23 protein-coding genes are annotated in these 20,894 nt (G+C 55.4%); 14 read left to right on the forward strand and 9 right to left on the reverse strand.

Annotation, left to right across the window (positions count from 1 at the left end; all coding sequences use genetic code 11):
- Nucleotides 1-44 precede the first annotated feature (44 nt).
- The 3 genes from FOM92_RS06525 (at nucleotide 45) to FOM92_RS06535 (ending at nucleotide 3,738) form a co-directional block, all read left to right on the forward strand.
- Nucleotides 45-1,121 (forward strand): aldose epimerase family protein, encoded by a 1,077-nt coding sequence (locus FOM92_RS06525; RefSeq protein ID WP_143775951.1) that lies wholly within the window; start codon nucleotides 45-47, stop codon nucleotides 1,119-1,121.
- Nucleotides 1,122-1,130: 9 nt separating this feature from the next.
- Nucleotides 1,131-2,192: a glycoside hydrolase family 43 protein gene (locus FOM92_RS06530; RefSeq protein WP_143775952.1), complete on the forward strand. Its 1,062-nt coding sequence runs from the start codon at nucleotides 1,131-1,133 to the stop codon at nucleotides 2,190-2,192.
- A gap of 250 nt (nucleotides 2,193-2,442) precedes the next feature.
- Nucleotides 2,443-3,738 (forward strand): cation:proton antiporter, encoded by a 1,296-nt coding sequence (locus FOM92_RS06535; protein ID WP_246087173.1) that lies wholly within the window; start codon nucleotides 2,443-2,445, stop codon nucleotides 3,736-3,738.
- A gap of 3 nt (nucleotides 3,739-3,741) precedes the next feature.
- On the opposite strand, the gene FOM92_RS06540 is transcribed toward FOM92_RS06535, so the two are convergent.
- Both FOM92_RS06540 and FOM92_RS06545 read right to left on the reverse strand, forming a co-directional pair.
- Nucleotides 3,742-4,044 (reverse strand): plasmid stabilization protein, encoded by a 303-nt coding sequence (locus FOM92_RS06540; protein ID WP_143775953.1) that lies wholly within the window; start codon nucleotides 4,042-4,044, stop codon nucleotides 3,742-3,744.
- A gap of 10 nt (nucleotides 4,045-4,054) precedes the next feature.
- Nucleotides 4,055-4,258: a DUF2188 domain-containing protein gene (locus tag FOM92_RS06545; protein ID WP_143775954.1), complete on the reverse strand. Its 204-nt coding sequence runs from the start codon at nucleotides 4,256-4,258 to the stop codon at nucleotides 4,055-4,057.
- Between the two features lie 262 nt (nucleotides 4,259-4,520).
- Between FOM92_RS06545 and FOM92_RS06550 the strand changes: the two genes are divergently transcribed.
- Nucleotides 4,521-5,114, forward strand: coding sequence for a DUF4142 domain-containing protein (locus FOM92_RS06550; RefSeq protein ID WP_170226804.1), 594 nt, complete (start codon nucleotides 4,521-4,523; stop codon nucleotides 5,112-5,114).
- A gap of 43 nt (nucleotides 5,115-5,157) precedes the next feature.
- Here the strand turns inward: FOM92_RS06550 and FOM92_RS06555 are convergent, their stop codons facing one another.
- Both FOM92_RS06555 and FOM92_RS06560 read right to left on the reverse strand, forming a co-directional pair.
- Nucleotides 5,158-5,610 (reverse strand): MgtC/SapB family protein, encoded by a 453-nt coding sequence (locus FOM92_RS06555; protein ID WP_143775956.1) that lies wholly within the window; start codon nucleotides 5,608-5,610, stop codon nucleotides 5,158-5,160.
- 45 nt (nucleotides 5,611-5,655) lie between these two features.
- Entirely contained in the window at nucleotides 5,656-6,087 is a 432-nt protein-coding gene (locus FOM92_RS06560; protein ID WP_143775957.1) for an SET domain-containing protein, read from the reverse strand.
- Nucleotides 6,088-6,324: 237 nt separating this feature from the next.
- On the opposite strand from FOM92_RS06560, the gene FOM92_RS06565 reads away from it, so the two are divergent.
- The 3 genes from FOM92_RS06565 (at nucleotide 6,325) to FOM92_RS06575 (ending at nucleotide 8,834) form a co-directional block, all read left to right on the forward strand.
- A complete protein-coding gene (locus FOM92_RS06565) occupies nucleotides 6,325-6,909 on the forward strand; it encodes a hemerythrin domain-containing protein (protein WP_143775958.1) in 585 nt (194 codons plus the stop codon).
- A gap of 21 nt (nucleotides 6,910-6,930) precedes the next feature.
- Nucleotides 6,931-7,782: an SDR family oxidoreductase gene (locus tag FOM92_RS06570; RefSeq protein ID WP_143775959.1), complete on the forward strand. Its 852-nt coding sequence runs from the start codon at nucleotides 6,931-6,933 to the stop codon at nucleotides 7,780-7,782.
- 80 nt (nucleotides 7,783-7,862) lie between these two features.
- Nucleotides 7,863-8,834, forward strand: coding sequence for a ferritin family protein (locus FOM92_RS06575; RefSeq protein ID WP_143775960.1), 972 nt, complete (start codon nucleotides 7,863-7,865; stop codon nucleotides 8,832-8,834).
- Nucleotides 8,835-8,892: 58 nt separating this feature from the next.
- Here the strand turns inward: FOM92_RS06575 and FOM92_RS06580 are convergent, their stop codons facing one another.
- Nucleotides 8,893-9,456 (reverse strand): hypothetical protein, encoded by a 564-nt coding sequence (locus FOM92_RS06580; protein WP_143775961.1) that lies wholly within the window; start codon nucleotides 9,454-9,456, stop codon nucleotides 8,893-8,895.
- A 284-nt stretch (nucleotides 9,457-9,740) separates the two neighbouring features.
- Here FOM92_RS06580 and FOM92_RS06585 point away from each other — a divergent pair, with 284 nt between their 5' ends.
- The 3 genes from FOM92_RS06585 to FOM92_RS06595 all read left to right on the forward strand — a co-directional run bounded on the left by FOM92_RS06585 (nucleotide 9,741) and on the right by FOM92_RS06595 (nucleotide 12,938).
- A complete protein-coding gene (locus FOM92_RS06585) occupies nucleotides 9,741-10,067 on the forward strand; it encodes a PilZ domain-containing protein (RefSeq protein ID WP_143775962.1) in 327 nt (108 codons plus the stop codon).
- Between the two features lie 112 nt (nucleotides 10,068-10,179).
- A complete protein-coding gene (locus tag FOM92_RS06590; RefSeq protein ID WP_143775963.1) occupies nucleotides 10,180-12,384 on the forward strand; it encodes a hypothetical protein in 2,205 nt (734 codons plus the stop codon).
- Nucleotides 12,384-12,938, forward strand: a complete 555-nt coding sequence (locus FOM92_RS06595) for a CinA family protein (RefSeq protein WP_246087174.1) — start codon at nucleotides 12,384-12,386, stop codon at nucleotides 12,936-12,938. The genes FOM92_RS06590 and FOM92_RS06595 overlap by 1 nt, the downstream gene beginning before the upstream one ends.
- Before the next feature lie 86 nt (nucleotides 12,939-13,024).
- On the opposite strand, the gene FOM92_RS06600 is transcribed toward FOM92_RS06595, so the two are convergent.
- Entirely contained in the window at nucleotides 13,025-13,522 is a 498-nt protein-coding gene (locus FOM92_RS06600) for a glycine zipper 2TM domain-containing protein (protein WP_143775964.1), read from the reverse strand.
- A 181-nt stretch (nucleotides 13,523-13,703) separates the two neighbouring features.
- Between FOM92_RS06600 and FOM92_RS06605 the strand changes: the two genes are divergently transcribed.
- Both FOM92_RS06605 and typA read left to right on the forward strand, forming a co-directional pair.
- Nucleotides 13,704-14,783 (forward strand): L,D-transpeptidase family protein, encoded by a 1,080-nt coding sequence (locus FOM92_RS06605; protein ID WP_143775965.1) that lies wholly within the window; start codon nucleotides 13,704-13,706, stop codon nucleotides 14,781-14,783.
- Between the two features lie 132 nt (nucleotides 14,784-14,915).
- Nucleotides 14,916-16,736, forward strand: coding sequence for a translational GTPase TypA (typA, locus tag FOM92_RS06610; RefSeq protein WP_143775966.1), 1,821 nt, complete (start codon nucleotides 14,916-14,918; stop codon nucleotides 16,734-16,736).
- Nucleotides 16,737-16,815: 79 nt separating this feature from the next.
- Here the strand turns inward: typA and FOM92_RS06615 are convergent, their stop codons facing one another.
- Together FOM92_RS06615 and FOM92_RS06620 are read right to left on the reverse strand one after the other, a co-directional pair.
- On the reverse strand, nucleotides 16,816-17,649 hold the full coding sequence (locus FOM92_RS06615) for an outer membrane protein (protein ID WP_143775967.1): 834 nt from the start codon (nucleotides 17,647-17,649) through the stop codon (nucleotides 16,816-16,818).
- Nucleotides 17,650-17,784: 135 nt separating this feature from the next.
- Nucleotides 17,785-18,993 (reverse strand): BaiN/RdsA family NAD(P)/FAD-dependent oxidoreductase, encoded by a 1,209-nt coding sequence (locus tag FOM92_RS06620; protein ID WP_143775968.1) that lies wholly within the window; start codon nucleotides 18,991-18,993, stop codon nucleotides 17,785-17,787.
- 65 nt (nucleotides 18,994-19,058) lie between these two features.
- Between FOM92_RS06620 and FOM92_RS06625 the strand changes: the two genes are divergently transcribed.
- Nucleotides 19,059-19,334, forward strand: a complete 276-nt coding sequence (locus FOM92_RS06625; RefSeq protein ID WP_143775969.1) for a DUF3297 family protein — start codon at nucleotides 19,059-19,061, stop codon at nucleotides 19,332-19,334.
- A gap of 9 nt (nucleotides 19,335-19,343) precedes the next feature.
- Here FOM92_RS06625 and FOM92_RS06630 read toward each other — a convergent pair whose 3' ends face one another.
- Nucleotides 19,344-20,483, reverse strand: a complete 1,140-nt coding sequence (locus FOM92_RS06630; protein ID WP_143775970.1) for a serine hydrolase domain-containing protein — start codon at nucleotides 20,481-20,483, stop codon at nucleotides 19,344-19,346.
- Nucleotides 20,484-20,514: 31 nt separating this feature from the next.
- Between FOM92_RS06630 and FOM92_RS06635 the strand changes: the two genes are divergently transcribed.
- Nucleotides 20,515-20,889, forward strand: a complete 375-nt coding sequence (locus tag FOM92_RS06635; RefSeq protein ID WP_342778166.1) for a hypothetical protein — start codon at nucleotides 20,515-20,517, stop codon at nucleotides 20,887-20,889.
- Nucleotides 20,890-20,894 lie beyond the last annotated feature (5 nt).

Consider the following 20,894-nt stretch of genomic DNA (forward strand, 5'->3'; position numbering starts at 1 on the left):
TATAAATTATCATATAAATCATCTCAAATAAAAAGAGGCAACCAGTGCAGCAATTCGGCATCGAGCGATCCACTTTCGGTTATTTGAAAGACGGCACGGAGGTGGAACGATTCACCTTACGAAACAAAACCGGCGCCAGCGCCTGTGTTCTGACTTACGGTGCAACGTTGCATGCGGTACGTGTACCCGATCGGCATGGCATCTACGAAGATGTCAGCACAGGTTATCCAACTTTAAACGACTATCTGTCGAAACCACAATTTTTTGGATCTACCATAGGTCGCTTTGCAAACAGGATTGCGCATGCAACCTTTTCGTTGGACGGAACCACATATCAGGTTCCGGCCAATGACGGTCCGAATTCCCTGCATGGTGGTAATGAGGGATTTGACAAGCGCAACTGGACAGTTGCGGCTGTCGACAACGAAACAGTTTCCGTGACTTTTCAGTTGATCAGCCCTGACGGTGATCAAGGTTATCCCGGCACGCTAAACGTAACAGCAACTTACCAACTTGATGACAACAACCGGCTTTCGGTAGAATATACCGCCCGCAGTGACGCGCCTACGATCGTCAACCTCACAAACCATGTTTACTGGAACCTTAGCGGCGAAGGATCGGGCTTTAGCGCACTCGATCACCTTCTTTCCATCAACGCAACGTGTTTTCTGCCAGTCGACGGGGCGCTCATTCCCACCGGCGAAATCCGGGATGTCGCGCAATCTCTTTTTGATTTCCGCAAACCCCGCCGAATTGGCGAATATGTCCGCGATGCTCGCGATCGGCAAATTGCAGTCGGGCTTGGCTACGACCACAATTGGGTATTGGACGGGGGGCGCACCCAAAGGCCGCGGCAAATCGCACAACTCGAAGATCCCCACTCGGGTAGACGCATGACCTTATCTTCTACCGAACCAGGCTTGCAGTTTTACTCCGGCAATTTCCTCGATGGCACTACCAGCGGAAAAAGCGGCAAATTTTATCGCATGGGTGACGCAATTGCCCTCGAACCACAAAATTTCCCCGATGCACCGAACCAGCCGCAATTTCCCGCATGCCGCATCGGGCCCAACGAAACCTATCGTCACACTATCGCCTGGCAATTTAGCCTGATTGATTGAAAGAGCCCTATGGTCACAAAGCCGACAAGCCTACTGTTCATCGCTACCTTCTTTGCCATAATGCTTACAGGTTGCGCGACAAGTGGGAGCAAAACGACCCCTGCAATCACAAATCCGGTACTGGATGCCAATTTTCCGGACCCCACCATCATCAGGGCGAGCGATGGCTATTATTATGCTTATGCCACGCAAGGGGAAGTTGAGGGCGTGATGCACAATGTTCAGGTGGCCCGGTCGAGAGAACTTGCCTCATGGGAGCGCTTGAACGATGCATTACCGCAGAAGCCGGCGTGGGCGCGACAAACTCAGGACATCTGGGCGCCGCACGTCGCAGAACATGATCGTCGCTTTTTTCTCTATTATTCCGCCAAGCCAGACATTGCTCTTGTGGATGGGAAAAGCGGACTCTGTCTCGCAGTTGCGGTAGCGGATGACCCGCAAGGACCATTTCGCGATATAGGCAGTCCACTCCAGTGCGGCGACAGTTTTATCAACATTGATCCGATGTCGTTTGACGACCCCCAGTCGGGACAGCGTTTGCTCTATTGGGGCTCCGGATTCGGACCAATCAAGGTACGCGAACTTGCCGCCGATAGGGTTTCCTTCTCCAAAGACGCCCCGGTAATCGAACTTGTTCCCGTCATTGCTGACAACAATCCTGACAATTATCAAAGGCTTGTCGAGGGCGCATGGGTCATGCGTCGTGACGGTTATTATTATCTGTTCTATTCCGGAGACAACTGCTGCGGACCCAATGCGCATTACGCGGTTATGGTAGCCCGATCGCGCAAAGCGACCGGACCATTTGAGACTCTGGCGCAGGCAACGGGTGCGAAGAACAGTGTGATATTAGAGGCTGATGACCGTTGGATGGCGCCCGGGCATAATAGCATCATTGAAGACACAAACGGGCGCACCTTTATCGCCTATCATGCCGTGGATCGGTTGCGTCCACGGACAGCCGATCTTGACGAGGTAAATAGCCGACGCGTCCTGCTGATTAGCGAAATCCATTGGGTTGATGGTTGGCCGAGAGTCGCAAAGCCGACCTCTCAAGTGCCTTCCAGATGAAGGTCTCCGCCAAACTGCAGGGCACGAAATTTGCCGTAAAGGGGCGGATAATGCTCCCACCATTGTCGTTATTGGCGTGCACCAAACCCCAACAAGGCCATTGTGCCAAAACAAGCGCGCCAGGAAACAGCGCTTCGGGTTAAGCTACACACTCCACATGGGGAAAAGCTGGACCATTACTTAATCACAACTCACCGTAATTGGCAGATTATATGCTATCCCGGCGACCAACCCGTGCCATAGAGGGCGCATGTCCGGACGGGACATGTGCAGTTACAGCGAGATTATTTTGTCATCCCTTTTTGAATTCTCTGCCTACCATATCATCCTTGCAGCGGTCGGCTGTGCCATTCTTTTTTCAAACTGGATACCACGCTGGATCTCTGGAAGGGAGCCGGCTGCGTCTGCTTTGCTGATTGCCTTCGGATTTCTGACCGTTGAACTGACGCCCATCGCCGCTGCTCCCTTCAATCCGATTGCCGCGCCCAAAGCATGGGAAATGATAAGTGAGCTTTGCGTGGTCATCGGGTTGTTCGGTGTGGGAATCCGGATTGACCGACTTCGAGTCTGGAAAAACTGGAAACCGACCGTCCTGCTACTGGCGGTCGCGATGCCCGTGACAATTGCATCGGTCGCATTGATCAGCATGGCTGCTGGCTTGGCACTTGCTACCGGCCTTTTATTGGGTGCCGTTCTAGCCCCGACCGACCCTGTTCTCGCTTCGGACGTCCAGGTGGGACCACCCCTTGAGGGGGGCGAGCATCCGGTTCGATTCACGCTGACGACGGAGGCAGGTCTTAACGACGGCCTCGCCTTCCCTTTCCTCTATCTGGCCATGGCGTTGATCGCGGCTGGCGGCTGGTCGGCTGGGCTGATCACGGAATGGCTGCTGGTCGACGTGGGTTATCGCATAGCGACGGGTGTGGTCATGGGGCTCGCTATTGGCTGGGTGGTCTCGAAACTCCTGTTCGACTTTCCAAGCCATAACGCATTGTCCGAAACAGAATCGGGCTTGATGGCCTTCGCAGGCGTGCTCATGGTTTATGGCCTGACCGAGTTGGTGGAAGGTTACGGTTTCATCGCGGTATTTGTCGCAGGTCTGACGTTACGCAGATCCGAAACCACTCATAATTATCACGCCAAACTCCATGATTTTGTGGAGGCGCTTGAACGCGCCCTGACCGCTCTGTTGCTGGTAGCGCTTGGCGCGGCGCTGCCATCCGTCCTTCCTTATGTAACATGGCAGGTCATCGCGATATCGGTGGCACTCGTCTTTGTGATTAGGCCGCTGTTCGCCTGGATGTCGCTCTCGGCAACGACTTTCACATTTCGTGAGCGTTTGGTTGTGGCATTTTACGGAATAAGAGGGGTCGGTTCGATCTATTATCTTGCCTATGCCGGAACGCACGCGGAATTGCCCCATGCCCCGCAACTATGGGCCATTGTGGCCGTCACGATCATCATCTCCACGGTCGTGCACGGTTTCTCAGCCGGAATGGCGATTGACCGCGTCACCACTGATTCAAAAAGCGGCGGCAACAACTGAAGATCAGGATTTGTTTTTCGACGCATTTTTGCGCCGCGTGTCCCAACCTTTGCGCGCTGCGGCACTTCGCTGTTCACTCGAGCCCGATTTCTGTGCACGGCCACCTCGGCTGGATGAAACCTTCGTCTCTTTCTTTCCACGGCCAGAACCGGACTTGTTACCCCCGCCCGACTCCTTGTTCACCGTGGCCCATGCTCTTCCCGCTGCCTCTTTTGCGGGCATACCGCGCTTCTCATAGCTTTCCTCGATATGCGCGGCCTTGCGCTTCTGCTTATCCGTATAGGCGTCCTTGTCTCCGCGGGGCATCTCGTCTCTCCTAATCTAGAATGACCGAACTCTCGACACGTCCCTGCATGTCGCGGATCAGTACAGTGCAACCGCCTTCCGTCGCTTCGGGCAGCAACCGCATTGCCATTTCCTTGCTGAGGAAAATGCTTTCCGCGCGCTGCGATCCCGACTTTTGCAGGCGCCATCCATCCCATTCCTGATCTGGAAGTAGGTCATACATCATCGTCGACATGCCATTTGCCTTTTCTCGTCATCTGATGACCGGTCCAATCTTCTAACCGCCAACCTTGTTCCCCCGCTTGGTAACTTTATGATTTGCATTGCTTGTGAAGCGCTAACCAAGCGCGGGTTTAACGAAACGGTTGGTTTTGGGCGGGCATCCCTATCGCTTCATAAAGGGTCAGAGCGCCTTTTCGGCCAGTCGGGAAGAGTTTCGGAACGGAACAATGCCGCTGACATCCGGTTCCAGAATATCGACAGGAAAGGACCCAATCATGAAGACATTTCCAGTGCTCACAATGGCCGTCGCCCTCGCCGCCTGCGGTGGGACCGAAACGACAGACAACGCCGGCAGCGTAACCGACTCCACCGTGCAAACGCCCATGACGGCAGATGCAGGTACCACAAATTCCGATAATATGACCGATGGTACTGTACCTACCGACGCCAATGGATATCTGGCGATGGCGGGGTCTGGCGACATGTGGGAAATTGAATCGTCCAAGGCACTTATTGCCAAGTCACAAAATGCAGATCTTAAGAAATTTGCCCAAATGATGATCGACAATCACACACAATCGACCGAAAAGCTTAAAGCAGCTGCCAAAAGCGCGAATGTGACGCCCCCGGCTCCTAAGCTTGATGCGGAACAACAGCGCATGCTGGATGAATTACGGACTGCCGATGCGAACTCGATTGATATGATCTATATGCGGCATCAAGCCACAGCGCATCAAAAGGCGCTTGCGTTACATCAGGGTTTTGCGGCCAATGGCGACAACGACGCATTGAAAAAGGCAGCTGGAGAAATTGTACCAGTGGTTGAAAGGCATATCGCCGAACTCAGCCGAATGTCAGCATCAAGCTAATGAAAGTGAAAGGGTGTTGTGACGCCCTTTCTCATTTCACATGTCAGTCCTCGACTTCCTGCTTCTGTGTGTCAGGCGACAGTTTCCGGCTGAACGGAGAAAGTATCTGCAGGGTCAAAAACGCAAAAAGGGATAACATGACGGCGACATCATAGCTGCCGACACCTACCGACACGCCGATAGCCCCGGTCACCCATAGGCTCGCCGCTGTCGCCGTCCCGCGCACCGCATTTTTCTGCTGCAAAATAGCCCCGCCACCAATGAAGCCGACACCGGTGATGATACCTTCGAACAAGCGTGCCAGAGCCTCAGGTTCGTCCTGCATCAGATGCTCTGCCCCTTGAATAAAGCCGCAACTCGCAACCGCCACCAACGGAAAAGTTCGCAAGCCCGCGCTTCGTTCTTCCTTTTCCCTGTTCCATCCGATCGGAAAAGCGAGAAGATATGCGATCAAAAGAGATATCGCATGGGGACCGATTTCGAAGTCATCCAGCATGATATCGCACACTCCGGCTCCGCGTCTCGTCTGCAGTCCAGCGCATTATCCGATTGAAGTATAAATTTGCCCATTGGACAGTGAAGGGCTGGTGAATTGCCTCCCCGGCTGCATGCAATATGCCGGTTCGAACTCGCCATAATCACAGGTGATTTCGGTTCCCTCAGCAATATCCACAATGGCAAATGCTATGTCCGACCGGGTGAAGTCAGTATTTGGGCGCTCACTATGGTTCATGAAACGTCCATTGTCTGTCTCGATCACCAGCAGAGAACGATCATCCATATGACTGTAGCCATAGCGTTCGACATAATCACGCTGGACGGGGCTTAGTCGAACCAGTTCTTCTGTCGTAAAAACTCTCTCAAAGACGGGATCAAATCGCCAGATTTCCTGACCTGCCTTGATGGGTTGGGCCGCAAAAATACCGACACCTTCGATTTGGCTGGGCGCGACATATGTCTGGACAAGCATCATGTTTGGAACCTCCCTCTTGGAATAATGAAAGGCTAGAACAACAGAGCGCGGAAAAGGTTCAATTGGAAAATATTGTCTAGATTGATTTCATTGAAAACGATTACGATTGAATTCATCAAGTAAACACAGGCATTTACAGATGATATAATCATTTCCAGTTCTTGAATTTTGGGAAATTGGACTGGAACATTCCTGAAATTTATTTGTTTCAGATTTATCCAACATCAAGGAATTGTCATGTCTATCCTAGATAAAATCGTTGCCGCCGTAACTCCACCGGAAACGGATTATGAACGCCAGGAAGCCCGGGACATCGCCCGGCGCAAAGCCGACAAGGCACCATGGCTTCGGATGGTACTTGACCATCATGAACAGATTGATGGGGCTTTCGAACAGGTGAAAGCCTCTTCAAGTGCCGGACAACGTCTTGTCGCACTACGCCAGTTGACCGAACTGCTGACCGCCCATTCTATCGCGGAGGAAGGCGTCATTTATCCGGCGTTGTCCGATAACGGTGAAACAGGTCACGCGACGATGGCTTACACCGAACAATCCGCGGCTAAAATGCAGATCGGGTTGCTGGCCCATATGGATCCGATGAGTCAGGACTTCATGGACAAATTCGGACATCTGGAAGGCGCCGTGAAGCATCATGTCTATCAGGAAGAAAGCAAGTGGTTCATCGATCTCATCGATGACGCGCCTCAAGCGGATCATGATTGGATATCTGAACGTTATGCCGAAGAGTTCAACCGGTATATGCACGGTGTGAACGATGCGGAAGAAGTGCTGGATGCGCCGCAATATACAGGAATCAACTGAAAACGATTGAGTGGTATTCCAATGACTTCCGTACAACCTGCCGTCCATGAAGATGCCCTGCCTGGTGAAGAAGCGAAGTTGAACCCCAAACCGGACTGGGAGCCGCGCTATCCCGGGTCAAAAAGACTGGATGGTAAAGTCGCGGTCATTACGGGCGCAGACAGCGGTATAGGCCGAGCGGTTGCCGCGCTTTATGCGCGGGAAGGCGCGGATGTAGCCGTGCTCTATCTGTGCGAACATGAAGATGCGGCCAAAACGGTCGCGATTGTTGAGCAAGAGGGCCGAAAAGCTATCGCCATTTCCGGTGATGTCGGTGACGCCAACTGGTGCAAACAAGCTATTGCCGACATAATCGAAACCTTCGGACGCATCGATATATTGGTCAATAATGCGGGTGAACAGCATCCGGACAAGGATATTACCGACATCACCGAAGCCCAGCTTCGCCGAACGTTTCAGACTAATATTTTTGGAATGTTCTTCCTCGTCCAGGCGGCACGTCCGCATCTAAAAGAAGGTGCGGCAATCATCAATTGCACCAGTGTCACAATGTATGAAGGATCGGAAGAACTGCTCGATTATTCGAGCACGAAAGGCGCGATAACGGCGTTTACGCGTAGCCTGTCGGCCAATCTTGTCGGCGATGGAATTCGGGTTAATGCCGTTGCGCCCGGCCCGATCTGGACACCGCTCAATCCCTTTGGAGGGGCAAGCAAGGAGAAGCTTGCATCCTTCGGCAAGAAGACCCCGATGAAGCGACCCGGCCAGCCAAATGAAGTGGCACCGAGCTTCCTTTTTCTGGCTTGTGACGATTCCAGTTACATGTCGGGACAGGTGCTCCATCCAAATGGTGGCACGATCGTCAATGGCTAATCCATCTGCCGGGCAAATCCTCTTCGCGGCACGCCCGCTAGTCTGTGAATCCATACCAAAAACTCGATAGGAGCAGCCGAATGGAAATGATTGAACGCATAGCGCGTGTGCTGGCGGGACAGTATTTGAGCCGAGATACATCAGGCAGAGCCGGTGCTGAGCATGCTTCCATCTGGGTGGACGGGAACTGGACCGAGTTTAAAGACGATGCGGTTGCGGTACTTAAAACTATGCGCCAACCGCCAACTTCCGTCACTAATGACAATGACGCGGCACTATGGGAATTGGTGATACAGTCGACCCTTGAGCAGCATGGATCGGCAGCGGGCGATGGTGATGATTTCCGGAAGCCTGCAACCCGCGATCCCATTTTATCGGACAGACGCGAACAAGGCATCGCCCAGACTGGCGAGGAAGATCCTCTATCGGGGATTGAGGACCCGATCGTCGCAGCCGCCGTGAGCGAGCTGTCACACAAGAGTCCCGCCGAACCGTTGATCCGCAACAATGGTACAGACACCATGAATGACAATGCCCCTGCAAATCCGGCAACAGGCGTGGCGACGTCCAACTATGATAGCGGTTTTGCACCGGTTGGCAGTTCGGATGGCCATCAGAGCACAGAGCACATGGTGACAGAAATCTATCGCCTGCGCAGCCTGGCCGCTGCGTTGGCAGATAGCGTCGAAGTCTGTGAAAAGGTGGCCCGCGAGGGTGAAGAGATTTTCCGGTCAGTCTTTCTCGACAAAGCGAAGGAACGTCGGGAAATGGTCAATGAATTCAATGCCCGCATCCTCGCGCTGGGCGGTAAGATTGACGGTGAGTCCGACTATATTCCCGACTTCACTCTATCACATCTTGAATCCCCCGCCGCCTCTGGCACGATGATGAACGCGCTTGAGACGCATGAGGCCAATCTGCGCGCACTTTTCCTGACGGCCATCCATGAACAGAGCGGAGATGCCGAGGCTTTCTTGTCGACCCAATATCTGGTGATCCAGCGTGCCGAAGAAGAATTGAGGCGGTTACGAGCCGAAGTGGCCCCACAATAACATTATCACCTATGCCGGTTCAGCTCCTCTGCTGGACCGGCATAGGAATGTCCGGCATTTAGCGCATGGCTTTTCTACGCCCCCTGCTTGTCGCGAACAACGCGCTGGAGATCAGCCAGCTTACCGACAGAATGATCGTAAACACCCCGCCTCGAAAATCGCTGCCCAATATTCCTGCAAACAGGCCAATGGCCGCTTGGGCAACACCTGCCGCAAGCATGGCGGTGGGCAAGATAGCGCGGTGCAGACGCGAAATGCAGGCTCCTAGGACTGCAATCAGAAGCACGACGCCAAACCACAGGTTGACGGGATTATCTTCATTGCCGATCATGCCAACCGCGAGGTTTGACCAGATCACCATGAACCCTGCCAATATCGCAAAAAACGCCCCCAGCCGCGAAAGCCAGTTGGCGGTCAGACGGACCGTCAGTTCGACCAAACCTCCGACGGTAGCGAAAATGATCGCCGCAACCAGAAAATCGGTTTCGTCCCACTGTACCTCGTGGGTGAATTGCATCGCGATCAGCGGGGTTATCAGCAAGGCAACCGCGCTGCCCCAACCGATTATTCGCCATAAGGGAACCGGGCGAGCGGCGAAGTGTGCCGGATTGGTATCATGCATATCAATTTACTCCAGTAAATCAGGAGCACGGATATCTGTCAGCAAGGACAATGAACGTCCTGAGGCGACAGTGACAATTTACTGAAAAATGGCTTCAAACCCGCTTCATAGAAATAATTATGTTTTAAATCATGAATTTAACAATCGGACCGAAACTATTCGGAACGGCTGGAGTTACCTTGAAACGATAATCGGAACTGGCCTTCGTTCCAGCTTATGAGCAATCGCTGATGGCGTGAGCAGAATATGATGGACGGGCTATATTGAAGGCGTCGTCGCTCAACATGTCGAATGATGCAGGTAAATTTAGTGATGCGCGGATACGCAAAAGGGGCGAGATTGCTGTGGCTGTCGAAATCCGTGTGCCGTGCGGGATACGAACCAAAGGTTATCTGATCGATCTTTCCGAAAGCGGATTCCGGTTGGAATGCATGAGTGTTCTCGATTCGGATCGCTCTTTCTTTCTGACAATCCCGACCTTTGCACAGCTCGAAGCCAAGGTCGTTTGGCGGAATGAATATATTTATGGATGCGAGTTTTTGCAGCCGCTGCATACAGCCATTTTTGAGCATATACTCCAGAAGCATCCGGTATTTGGCCAGCAACCCTAAAGCCGGACCCCCACACCGGAGGCGAAGATTAATCTGCGGCGAAGGCGGAACTGCACAGACGGCTTTGGGTTACCTTCCTTGAGGAAATGGAAAATGGGATAAGGAGGTTCTGGTGCACGAAACCGGTCGGTCGCCCGTGAGTGGAGAGGTGCTGCAACTCCGCCAGCTTCTGCTTAGCCGTTCGAAAGCGTTTCTGACCTTTTCCATGGGCGAGCGCAGCGTTGAAATCCTCAAAGGCAGTGACGCGTTGTGGGCGATCATCCGCAGACGCGATAGGGGCGGCATCGCTTTGCGCCTTGCACATTGTCCGGGTGGTATAGGCAAGGTGCGGAAACTGCGTGCGCGGGCGAATGCGCTGCCAGAGATCGAAGTAGAAAGCGCGCTCGGTCGCCATCGCATTGTCCTTGGCTCCAACACGGATGATCTCTCGGTCCTGCGTGCGACCGTCACCCTGGAACCTGCTTTTCCTTTGCTGATCCCCTTTCATCCGCGCGATCTTTATCCCCTTGATGCCCAGGATGACCCGCTGGCCGCACAGGGCACGGTGGAAGCTGCGCAACGAGGGGTTAATTCCGGGCTATGTTATTTCCATCTGGACGAGCCCGCATTTGGCACCCTGCTCTATTTCCAGAATTTGACGGCGTTGAACGACTATTTCAGGGAAACCAGGACAACGCCGGATGCAGCTGTTGGGGGGATTTGGCCAGAACTCGGATATCTTCCACCCTCGCCACCACAAAGCGGTACCCCGCCGGTCAATCCCCTACCCGCGCACAGGGCGATTACGATGAGCGACGCCATCCTCGTCTTTCATGACGATCCGGCGTGCGATGAACAGGGTGGCGCGCGCCGGTTTCTGCAGATGCTTGGCGTTGCATATCGGCAACTTGACCTTCCCCCGACCGATTTTCGCGACTGGGTCGGCCGTGCGGAAAAGACACTCGGCGATCTGGAGACCGCGCCTGAGGCGACCATCCGCCACTACGGTCATGTCTATATCCACCCTTATACGGCGTCGGAATATCCCGACATCATGGTCCAGATGTCGATTATATCTGCCCTTCGCGATTACGCAGCATGGACGAAGAAACCCGTCGCCTTCGGTGCCGAGCTGGAAAAAGGCCTCGTTAAATTTCACGATACCCAGCTGGGAACGATGCGTCGCTATTTACCCAATGTCGGCAAAGACAAGGACAAGATGGCAGTCGACAGCTGGTATTTATACCACCCTCTCCTCAACCTTGGCCGGCTGGCGCTGGAAGGTGACCGGAGGGCAAAAACGCTTTTCCTTTCCTCGCTTGGTTACGCGACCAAGGCAGCCCGGCATTTCAAATATGCGTGGCCGATCCAGTTCAAGGTGGATGATTTCCGCGTTATAGTCGAAGCGCGCAATGATGATGGGCTGGGTCAAACCGATGTGGGCGGCATCTATGCCTTTGTCATGTTGCAGGCCTATGAACTGACGGACGACAGCCATTATCTCGATGAAGCGCGCGCGGCTATCGACGTGGCGAACGGGATGCGATTTGAACTTAATTATCAGGCCAATCTGACGGCATGGGGCGCGTCGGCATGCCTGCGCCTGTGGCGCATCACCAATTGCGAATATTATATGCGGCAAAGCTATGTCTATCTGGCGAGCTTTTTTCACAATTGCGAAATCTGGGAATCGGAAATCGAACATGCCCAGCACTACCGGAATTTTCTGGCCGCAACCTGCCTGCACGATGCGCCTTATATGGCCATTTACGAATGTTTCGACAGTTTCGCCGCGTTTGAAAAATATCTGAAAGACAGCGGCCCCGATCTGGACCCCGCCGCCCGCATGTTGATCAGCGAATATTGCAAATATGCGCTTGACCGGGCCTGGTTTTATTATCCCGACGCCCTTCCCAAAGAGGTGCTGTCCGACAAGGTTCGTAACGGCCATATCGATCGGTCGCTCTCTTTCCCGCTGGAAGATCTTTATGGCGATGGCCAGCCCGCTGGCCAGGTCGGCCAGGAAATTTATGGCGCCGGCGCAGCCTTCGTTTTTGCAAGCCGCTCGTTCCATCCTGTCGAAGATGCGCCTTTTCTGATTTTCTGTGACCATTTCCCGGTTTCGAACGAGCGCACATCGGCACGATCCCTCAGCTTTGGCATTGACGGCGGCAGCACCTGCAAAGCAGCATTCAGCGTCGTGCGGACTACCCGCAAAAGGCTGCCCGCCTTGACATTGAAGTCCGCCTCCGGCGAAGAAATAGCGCCCGCATATGAGGGCGCGGACCGTGTTGACTTTAAAATCCCCGCAAGCGGACAGGTGTTGCTGGGTTGGTGATGGGAACAAAAACCCCGGGCAACCATTTACTCTGGATGGATATCGGGATCGGCCACATACAGGATGAACTCGGTTATTTGTCCGCTAGGCTCTTGAAACTGGCACAGCGCCGCGGTTTGGAAATCATAACAGTCGAAAGTTGTACAGGCGGCCTGCTATCCTCCTACCTGACGGATGTGGAGGGATTGTCGCATGTCTTCAACCGCGCCCTCATCACCTATTGTGACGAGGCAAAGACCGACCTTGCGCACGTTCCTGCAAAGCTGATCGATGAACATGGCGCGGTATCGGAAGCTGTCGCGCAAGCGATGGCATGCGGCGGACGCAATCTGGTGAGCAAGGATTGTATCGCTATCGCGGTTACCGGCTATGCAGGGTCTTCGCCGGACGGTGGCACACCAGGTCTGGTATATATTGCCGTTTCGACGCCCTACGCCGTGCAATGCCAGCGATTTCAATTTACCGAAGATTGTCGCGACGACATCCGCCGCGCGGCTGTCCGGGAGGCATTGAAAATGGGCCTCCACCTATTGGCCGACGATCCGCATTACTGAATTCTGTTTTTTTGCAAGGCCATGCGGCGGAAAGCTAATGTTCCGCCGCACGTGCTTGCTATCAATAATCGGAGTTCAGGTCCGGGTTACCGGCACCGTACGTTGCCACGCTCAATCTCTCGACCCAACAGGGCACCTGCACCCGTACCGATTATGGTCGCAATGATCTTGGAATCACCCCGACCAATATTGTTACCAAGCAAACCGCCTACCGCGCCGCCAATGATTAAACCGGTGGTGCCGTCGGGCCGGCGACAATAATAGCGACCGTCGCGGCCCCTATAGATGCGGTCATTCCTGCCGATGCGGCGGACCTGATAATAGCGTCCGTCGCGATAATAGCGGTCGGCGTCATATCGGCCATAATAGGGATCGGGACGGTTCCAGTCGAGGCGACGATATTGGCGCCAATCACGAATGGCCTGCCGGCGTTCCCGTTTTGCTTCCTTCACATCGCGACGATATTCACGCTCGGCCTGTCGGACATCACGTTGATATTCACGGTCTGCCCTGCTTTGCGCCGTCGCGGGTTGGGTAGTTAGGGCTATGGCGGAAATAAATACCGCCGAAAGTAATTTGCGCATCTCCGTCTCCTTTCGTTCGTAGAGATGGAGGAAACACACGCCCGCAAGCCGATGTTCCATGAACGAAAAACTACATTCCGTTCATTTTTGCGTCATCCTTTTCCAGGGCAACCCCGACGCATGTACCGGGAACTTTAACGGCAACCGGCTGTTCGGTCTCGACATAGTAAAAGGGTGCCTGATGAGAAGTTTTGCTTTGGTTGTCGCAATAGTGTTGCTGGCGGGGTGCGGAAATAAGGATAGAGACAAGGACAAGGAAGCCGGCTCACCACAAGGCCGGACCGAGGCATTGACCAATGCCGACAGCCTCGAATTTGTGGAAGTGTCGAACGATACTCCCCTTTACGTGCCTGGCCTTGACATGTTGCAGATACAGGTGGTTCTCGATCGTATCGGCTTTTCCCCGGGCGTCATCGATGGCAAAGATGGGCAGTCGCTCTCGCTTGCAATTGGCGAATTTCAAAGAGCTAACGAGCTGGACCAGACTGGTGAGCTAGACACAGCGACCAAAGCCGCCATGTCGAAATTTCTGGTTCCTGCAACACGACTGGTCCGCATTCCCGCAGCTTTTGCCAAAGGTCCCTTTGTCGGCAATTTTCCCGATAAGCCGGAAGATCAGGCAAAATTGCGGACGCTTGGTTACAGGGATATGATCGAGGCTCTTGCAGAACGCTTTCATACCACGCCCGATACTTTGATTGCACTGAACCCAGAACAAACCGATTTCGCCGCAGGCACGGTGTTGCGCGTTCCCAACATAGCCGATGTTGTGATCACACCATTGAATAATGATGAGCGCGGATGGACAGGCACATTACAAAAGCTTGGTGTTGCGTCCGGTCAACCACGGGTGGACAAGGTCGTCGTGGACAAATCCGATGGCATTTTGCGTGCTTACGGCACCGACGATAAATTGATCGCTTCCTTCCCCGCGACGATGGGCAGCAAGCACGATCCCCTGCCTTTGGGCACTTGGAAAATAAAGGGCGTCGCCCGCAATCCGGAGTTTCATTACAATCCCGAACTCTTCTGGGACGTCAAGGATTCCGAGGATAAGCTGCTGCTGCCGCCTGGTCCCAATGGTCCGGTAGGCGTTGTGTGGATTGACCTGTCCAAGCCGCATTATGGCATTCACGGCACCAACGAACCGCAGACCATTGGACGCGCCGAAAGCCATGGCTGTGTGCGTTTGACGAATTGGGATGCAGCAAAACTCGCGGGCATGGTCAAACCGGGCGTAACGGTGATTTTCGAGAAGTGATGTTCAAGTTCCCCGGTGGATTTGGTTGCAAGGTTGTTCGAATGTTGCGCCGCAACACATATTGCGTTAAGGGCGCGCCAGAATCTGGTGGCGTGTTGCTGCCAAAATGCCCTCCCAAAAGGCCTATTGCACATGTCTTTGCGTAACATCGCCATCATCGCGCACGTCGATCACGGCAAAACCACCCTTGTTGACCAGCTTTTCCGCCAGTCAGGTACATTCCGCGACAATCAGCGCGTCGAAGAGCGCGCCATGGATTCCAACGATCTCGAAAAAGAACGCGGCATCACCATTCTTGCGAAATGCACGAGCGTTGAGTGGAACGGCACGCGCATCAACATCGTCGACACACCGGGCCACGCCGACTTTGGCGGCGAAGTGGAGCGTATTCTCAGCATGGTCGATGGCGTCATCCTGCTGGTCGATTCATCCGAAGGTGCAATGCCGCAGACAAAATTCGTGACCGGCAAGGCGCTGGCTCTGGGCCTGCGTCCTATCGTGGTCGTCAACAAGATCGACCGTCCGGACGAGCGTATTCAGGAAGTGCTGGACGAAGTATTCGACCTGTTCGTGTCGCTCGATGCGACCGACGAACAGCTTGATTTCCCCGTGCTCTACGCTTCTGGCCGCAATGGCTATGCATCAATGGACCCGAGCGCGCGCGAAGGCACGTTGACGCCGCTGTTCGAAACCATCGTTTCGCACGTTCCTGAGCCCAAGGCCGACGTTGATGGCGAATTCAAGATGCTGGTCACCTTGCTGGATCGCGACAACTTCCTGGGCCGCATCCTGACCGGCCTCGTGCTTTCGGGTACGGTCAAGGTCAACCAGCAGATCCACGCACTGAACCCCGATGGCAAGATTGTCGAGGCAGGCCGCGCGTCGAAGATCATGTCGTTCCGCGGACTGGAGCGTATCCCGGTCGAGCAGGCGCAAGCGGGCGATATCATCTCGATCGCAGGTCTGACCACCGCGACCGTCGCCGATACGATTGCCGAGCCCAGCGTCACGGAGCCGCTGCACGCACAGCCAATCGATCCGCCCACGCTGTCCATGCGCTTTTCGGTGAATGACTCGCCCATGGCGGGCCGTGAAGGCACCAAGGTGACAAGCCGTATGATCCGCGACCGCCTGTTCCGCGAAGCCGAGAGCAATGTCGCCATCCGCGTCACTGAATCCGAAGATCGTGACAGCTTTGAAGTTGCCGGCCGCGGCGAACTCCAGCTTGGCGTCCTTATCGAAACGATGCGCCGCGAAGGCTTTGAACTTGGCATCTCGCGCCCGCGGGTTCTGTTCCGGGAAGATGAAGCCGGCAACCGGACCGAGCCCTATGAAAGCGTCGTGATCGATGTCGATGACGAACATTCGGGAACCGTGGTCGAAAAAATGGCCCTTCGTAAGGGTGAAATGACCGACATGCGTCCCTCGGGCGGCGGCAAGACCCGCATCATCTTCAGCGCCCCGTCGCGCGGCCTGATCGGCTATCATGGCGAATTCCTGTCCGATACCCGCGGAACCGGGATCATGAACCGCCTGTTTGAAAAATACGGCCCCTATCGCGGTCCGATCGAAGGGCGCAAAAATGGCGTGCTGATTTCGAACGGCAATGGCGAAGCTGTCGCCTACGCCCTCGGTCCGTTGGAAGAGCGCGGTATCCTGTTCGTATCGCCTGGTGAAGCCCTGTATGAAGGCATGATCATCGGTGAAAATGCAAAGCCGGAAGACCTTGAGGTCAACCCGATGAAGTCGAAGCAGCTTACCAACTTCCGCTCGACCGGCAAGGACGATGCCATCCGCCTGACCCCGCCAAAGGTCATGACGCTGGAACAGGCCATTGCCTATATCGACGATGATGAAATGGTCGAAGTGACGCCGAAGAATATCCGCATCCGCAAAGCCCTGCTGGATCCGCATGAGCGGAAAAAAGCTTCGCGGAAAAAAGAAGCAGCCTGATCTGCCGCATTGCAAACTCCAAAACAGGAAGGGCGCCGGAATTCCGGCGCCCTTTGTTTTTGGCTGTTATCTGCCGAACTTAGAAGCGGAACGAAGCCGTCAGGCGGATATTGTGCATATCGAAATCACTGTCGTTACGCTTCATATTCGTGCCTGCCGCATTGGTAAGCAGGAACGGATTGGTCGCAGGCGCGCTTCCCGGACCAACGGCGACCACGAAGTCATCATCGACATAATTGGTGTAGAGATATTCGAGACCCAGCGAGAAATTGCGGGCAATCTTCACCTCGGTACCGCCGCCATAGCTGTAACCCCAGCTGCTGGTCTTGCCGTTGGTCGTGAAGCTGTTGGCACCGTTGCTGGTAGCAAAGCCGTTGTCGATCTTGGCATAGGCTGCACCACCTGTTGCATAGAATAGCGCGCCGCGTGCAGCAAAGCCGAGACGGGCGCGCGCACCGAGCGAATAGTCGAGTTCACGGGTGAAAGTATAAAAGGCAGGGGTCGTGCTATAGGCGGTTACGCTGTCGCGCGATTTGGATTTGCCGCCGTCGAGCACGACGCCAAAAACGATGTTGCCGTTCTGGACATCATAGCCTGCGCGGGCGTAATATTCGAGGCCGTCCTTGTCACCGCGGCATCCGTCGATTGGTGTGGTGCCATTGGCTGCGCCACCACAGAAACCGGGGGAAAATGCATTGGCACCGGCTACAGTATTGACGGTATCGCTATAGTCGCCGTCGAGATTTGTGTCGAACGCAACGCCTTCGTTACGGTCGTTATTCTGCGCGCCAAGACCGATGGAGCCACCGATATAGCCGCCTTCCCACTGTTCGTCTTCAGACTGGGCAAAAGCAGGGGTGGCGAGGAGCGCGAGCGATGCTGTCGCCAGCATCAAGGGAGAGGAGAATTTCATAAGCTTGTCCTTTTCGTGTCCGTAAATGACGCGGGACAAACACGGCAAAGGCGCTTTGGTGCCAGTTAGAGGCAAATAATTTTGCTTTGTGTCGCAAAAGACACGCGTAAAACCCGGCAAAACGGGCCGAAAAACCTAAAGGAACGCGCCCGCCGCGACCCCGCTCGCCCATGCCCATTGGAAGTTATAGCCGCCTAGCCACCCGGTCACATCAACCGCTTCGCCGATGCAGAAGAGTCCGGGGACCGTGCGTGTTTCCATGCTCTTTTGCGAAAGGCCGTCCGTGCTGATCCCGCCTGCGGTGACCTCGGCCTTGGCATAGCCTTCGGTGCCGTTGGGCACAAAAGGCCAGTCGGACAGCAACCGTTCCGCCTCCTCCAGCCGTTTGTCGGACCAGTCGGCCAGATTGCCTCCCTCCCCAATCCGCTCCGCCAATATGTCGGCCAAACGGGCGGACAGGGCAGCGGACAGGGCCGAGCGGATCGTGCTGCGCGGTTTTTCGCGCTTCAGTTCCCGCAACCAGCCGCTTTTCCGGTCGGGCAGGAAATTGATCCCGATCGGCTGGCCATGCCGCCAATAGGATGAAATCTGCAGGATCGCGGGTCCCGATAGCCCCTTGTGCGTCAGCAAGGCTGCTTCGCGAAAATGGACCTTGCCGCAACGCGCGTCGACATCGGCGGACACACCGGACAGTTCCCGGAACAACACATCGTCACCGCCCAGCGTGAAAGGAACGAGCGCAGGCCGTGGCTCCACGATTTTCAGGCCGAACTGGCGCGCTAGATCATAGGCAAAGCCGGTAGCCCCCATTTTCGGAATGCTCGGCCCGCCGGTCGCAATGACCAGCGCCGGGGCGGATGCCTTCAGACCGTTATAGACGATATGATACAGCCCGTCCGCCCGCCGTACGTCGGACACCGGCGCATGGAAGGCAAAATCGACCCGCCCGCCATATTGTGCGGAACGGTCACATTCCGCCATCAGCATTTCGACAATCTGCCGGGCGCTGCCATCGCAAAAAAGCTGCCCCAGCGTCTTTTCATGATAGGCGATGCCGTGGGCCTGCACCATTTCGATAAAGTCGGAAGGGGTAAAGCGCCCCAGCGCCGACTTCGCGAAATGCGGATTGGCGGACAGATAGCGTTCCTGCGCATTGGCGCTGGTCGCGTTGACATTGGTGAAGTTGCACCGGCCGCCGCCCGATATCAGGATTTTCTTGCCGGGTCCGCTGGCATGGTCGATCACCAGCACATGGCGGCCCTGCTGCCCTGCGGTTAGCGCACACATCAGCCCTGCCCCGCCTGCCCCCAGGATGATTGCGTCATAATTGCCGGATTTTGCCATAGAATGCCTCTGCACTGCTCAGCCGATATTGCCAAGCGCGAAGCTTTGCGGCAAAGGCGCGGCCTATGACCGACACAGCCGATATTCCGCCCGATCATCTTTCGATCAATCCCATGAGCCCCCATTTCGATGGCGACCTTCTTTCGCGAGGCGTCGGTATCCGCTTTAAAGGCGAGCGGCGCACCACGGTGGAGGAATATTGCATTTCGGAAGGCTGGATCAAGGTTCAGGCCGGCAAGGCGCGCGACCGCAAGGGCAATCCGCTGCTGATCAAGCTGAGCGGGCCGGTGGAAGCCTGGTTTGAGGATCTGGGCGACGACGCACCCGTCGCCAAGGCTTAAGCGCCCGGTTTAACGCCGCGGGAAAAGCGCGATAAGCTTGGCGAATTGATCGTCAAGCGGATCAAGCTTGTCATCCGGCGTATTACCCAACCGCACGATCGTCAGGCGATGTTGCGGCGATACAATCACAAACTGGCCCAGATGGCCGAGCGCGGCAAAAACGTCCGATGGTGCTTTGCCGGGAAAGAGCACCTGGTCCCGCCCGTCATTGCGGGGACGGTTCAACCAGATATGCGCGCCATAGCTATTGTCGTTCGGGCTCGGCGTTTTCATGAATCGCGTCCAACTCGTGGGAAGAAGCTGCGCAGCCCGGACCGAGCCATTGTTCCGCAGAAATTCGCCGAACTTCGCCCAATCGCGGGCGGTTGCGTGGATCATACTGCCGCCGAGCATGGTTCCATTCCGGTCAAACTGCGGAAAGGCGCTGGTCATGCCCAGCGGTTCAAAAAGGCGCCCGCGCGCATATTCCAGCATCGCATCACGCCGCACTTCCGGATCCTTGCTCTCGGTCAGGGATCGGGTCATGATATCGGCCAATATGTTGCTGGTCGCGCTGCTATATTCGAACTTTTTGCCGGGGTCGGCCTCCAACGGCCGGGTTTCGGCGTAGCGGGCGACATTTTCGCGCCCGTCCAGAAACAGCATGCGCGGCGTATCGGCATCAAAAATCTCGACGTCGCCTTCCGCCATTTCGGTATGGTCAAGGCCTGAGGACATATGCAGCAAATGGCGGAGGGTTATCGCCGCCCGCCCGTCGCGCGGGGTCTGCCATTCAGGGACAGGTGCCGGTTCGTCCAGCGCCAGCCGGCCATCTGCAACCATCAGGCCTACCAGCGTTGCCGTGACGCTCTTCGCCATGGACCAACTGATCAGACGCGTATCCGGACCATAGCCCGGCGCATAGCGTTCGGCGATGACGCGCCCGCCCTGCATGATCACCAAGGCCCGCGTTTCGGAAAGCGCCGGGTCTTCGAAAAAAGGCGCGATGGCATTTGCGAGCCGATCTTTGCCGACAACGGCGTCATCGGCGATGAAGGTTTCACCGGGTCCGGCCGCCTTGGCCACGGGTTCCTGTGTGCAGGAACCGAGGGCGATTGCGGCGATGGCACAAAAAGCGGTTGCGGCGGCGGTGAATTTGTTCCTAGGCATGGCGCGTACCGATGCACCAGATGGAGGCCCTATGGCAACCGCAACTTCAAAGCCGACCGCGAAAGAGCCGAGCATTTTGATGCGCAGGGTCCGTTTGGCCGCGATCGCGATTGCGACATTGCTTGCTTTATGGGTCGTCTGGAATTGGGGAACTATCAAGGGTCAGGCGAAAGTCGGCGCAGCCTATGGCGCGCATATCGCCTGTTCGTGCCGCTATATCGAAGGCCGAAGCATGGACAGCTGCGTCACCGACAAGGAAGCCGGCATGGAAATGGTCCGGCTTTCCGACGATCCGGAAAACAAACGCGTCTACGCAAGCGTCCCCCTCCTGGCCGAGGCAGTTGCCGAACGGCGCGGCAATTTCGGATGTGTGCAGCTCAACGCAAAAGAGATTGAAGCGCTCTGACCCCA

It is taken from the genome of Sphingorhabdus contaminans, assembly GCF_007280415.1.
In the GTDB taxonomy this organism is placed as follows: Bacteria; Pseudomonadota; Alphaproteobacteria; order Sphingomonadales; family Sphingomonadaceae; genus Sphingorhabdus_B; species Sphingorhabdus_B contaminans.